This is a genomic window from Paraburkholderia sp. Ac-20347 (assembly GCF_017104805.1).
GTDB classification, from domain to species: domain Bacteria; phylum Pseudomonadota; class Gammaproteobacteria; order Burkholderiales; family Burkholderiaceae; genus Paraburkholderia; species Paraburkholderia tropica.
This window is the reverse complement of record NZ_JAAGPN010000499.1, coordinates 1-2,670: the sequence shown is the minus strand read 5'-3', so window position 1 is coordinate 2,670 and position 2,670 is coordinate 1. Positions and strand designations below refer to the sequence as shown.

At 66.9% G+C, this 2,670-nt stretch carries 3 protein-coding genes; 1 reads left to right on the top strand and 2 read right to left on the bottom strand.

Annotated elements, in window-relative coordinates; translation table 11 throughout:
• The coding region (locus tag G3N97_RS38020) for a winged helix-turn-helix domain-containing protein (RefSeq protein WP_205997883.1) at window positions 1-374 on the bottom strand (374 nt) is incomplete at its 3' end.
• 204 nt (window positions 375-578) lie between these two features.
• Window positions 579-2,087 (bottom strand): oligopeptide:H+ symporter, encoded by a 1,509-nt coding sequence (locus G3N97_RS38015; protein WP_205997882.1) that lies wholly within the window; start codon window positions 2,085-2,087, stop codon window positions 579-581.
• 373 nt (window positions 2,088-2,460) lie between these two features.
• On the opposite strand from G3N97_RS38015, the gene G3N97_RS38010 reads away from it, so the two are divergent.
• Window positions 2,461-2,670 (top strand): DJ-1/PfpI family protein (locus G3N97_RS38010; protein WP_205997881.1); only part of this gene is annotated, 210 nt, incomplete at its 3' end.

Sequence of the window (2,670 nt, the reverse complement as noted above, 5' to 3'; positions counted from 1 at the left end):
CACCACGGCTGCGCCTGCACGCCGGCTGGCGCGCGGGCATGGCGGCTCGTCGTTGACGGGTGGCTCGCTTCGGCGGCCTGCGCGGCGCGGATCTGCGCATTCGTCTGCACGGGCGCACGCGCGGGCAAACGCTCGAGCGCATCGGCGACGAAGGTGCCCGAGCCGCGCCGCGCAACCAGATAGCCTTCGGCGAGCAGACGCTCGAACACGTCGAGCGTGGTCTTGCGCGAGACCTTCAGTTGCAGCGCGAGATCGCGCGTGGACGGCAGGCGCGTGCCACCCGCCAGCCGCCCCTCGACGATGCGCTCGCGCAGTTGCCGGTAGATCTGCCCGGCGAGATCGCGGCGGCCTGAAACGGTGACGTGGAGATCCATGCGAAAAACACGAAAGCGGTCGATGCGGAGGAGCGGCGCGGTCGTCGTGAAGATGCCGATCCGCCGGCCGGAGTGAGCATCTGAAATATTGCCAGAATGACGCGAACGGCGTGACGCGAACGGCGCGCTCAATGCAAAACGCCCAGACGTGGACGACATCCGGGCGTTGCGTTCGTGCGCGCCGCGAGGCGGCAGCGTCAGGTGTTAAGCAGCGGCTGAAGGCTCGCGCTCGTTGCCTTCGACCCGGGCGTTGCTGGCGTGATGCTCGCGCGAAAGACGGCGCATGAGCGGCAGCAGCAGCACGGCGATGAGCATGCCGAGCGCCGCGAGCCAGCCGAGCCCTGTAAACAGCCGCGTATACAGCGGCAGCGACGTGACGGCGTCGAGCTCGCCCGACGGCATCTTGGCGAAATTCGCCACCACGCTGCCCAGATACTGCGAAATTCCGGTGGCCACCAGATACGCGCCCATCATGAAACCGCCGAGGCGCGCGGGCACGTAGCGCGCGACCATCGCGAGGCCGAGGCCGCTCACGAGCAGCTCGCCGAGCGAATAGAGCCCGTAGCCCGCCACCATGAACCACGACGACACGCGCCCGTCCACGGCGTAGCGCCCGCTGCCCGCGAACACGAAGAAGCCCGCGGCGACCACGGCGAAGCCGATCGCATATTTGACGGCCACCGGCACGTCGCGGCCGCGCTTCGCGAGCGACGTGTAGAGCATCGCGAGCGGCGGCGACAGCAGCATGATCCAGATCGGATTGAGCGCCTGGAATTGCGCCGCGCTCCAGCTAAAGAGCGCGTGCCCGAGCAGCGAGAATTGCGGATCGACGTTGCGCAGCGCGAACAGCGTCAGCGACGTCGACATCTGCTGATAGAAGATGAAGAACAGAATCACCTGGAACACGAGGATCAGCGCGGCGACGAGGCCCGCGCGTTCGGCGCGTTCGCAGCGCACCAGCATCCAGACGAACACCAGCAGCACGACGACGCCCGCCGCATAGACGCAGGCGACCGCCACGTCCTTGTGCTGGAGCACGAACAACGTAGCCGCGCCGAGCGCCACGCCGCCCACGGCCACGAGCGCCGCGCGGCCGTGGCGCAGCGGTTCGTCGTCGGGCGCAGTGCCGATGTGCGCGAGCGTGCGGCGCATCAGGAAGAAGTTGAGCACGCCGAACACCATGCCCGCGCAGCACACCGCGAAGGCCGCGTGCCAGCCCCAGTGATCCTTGATCCACGGCGTGGCGAGCATCGACACGGTCGAGCCGACGTTCACGGCCATGTAGTAGATGGTGAACGCGCTGTCGAGGCGCGCGTCGTCGCCTTCGTAGATACGGCGCACGAGGTTGGCCGCGTTCGACTTGAACAGCCCGTTGCCGACCACGATCACGCCCAGCGACGCGAACATGTGGTGCAGGCTGTCGTTGGGCAGCGCGAGCATCAGATAGCCGATGGCGAGCACGATCGCGCCCGCGACCATCGAGCGACGCGCGCCGAGCACGCGATCGCCGATCCAGCCGCCGATGGCCGGTGCGGCATAGACGAGCGCCGTGAAGGCGCCCCAGGTGAGATTGGCCTGGCTGTCGGTAAAGCCGACCTGGCCGACCATGAAGAGCACAAGCAGCGCGGCCATGCCGTAATAGCCGAAGCGCTCCCACATTTCGATCAGAAAGACGGTCGTAAAGGAGCGCGTCTGTGAGATGGGTGGTGTCATGACGAGTTCCACAAAACTGGGGTGGGCCGGATTGTACGCATGTGCGGGCGGCGTGGCGCGTTGCTTGTGCGTTGCCTGTGCTCCGTTGCACTGCGTTTCGATCCGCACCTTGTCCGCGCATGGCATGCACCGCGTTTCAGCGCGCGGCAAAGGCCCGCGCGGCGCGCTTTCCTCACCGGTTTCGCCGCGCCTTGCACCACGCTCGTGCGCCGCAGCATCGTCTGTATTTTTGATAAGCGCCGCGTGCCGCTGGCAGCTTTTACGCCATTTTTGGCGCTCCGGCGCACGGGCGTCTGCCTAAAGTGATCACGTTGGCGCGTTGGCAAAATTCCACGCCCTCACGCCTGGTTCAACTCACTTCACGGAAAACAGCATGGCGCTCCAGATCGGCTTTCTTCTTTTCCCCAACGTGCAGCCGCTCGATCTCTGCGGTCCCTGGGACGTATTCGCCTCGATGCCCGACACCTCGGTGCGGCTCGTCGGCAAGACGCGCGACTCGGTGGTCGGCGCGACCGGCCTGCGGCTCACGCCCGACACGACCTTCGACGACTGCCCGCCGCTCGACGTGATCTGCGTGCCGGGC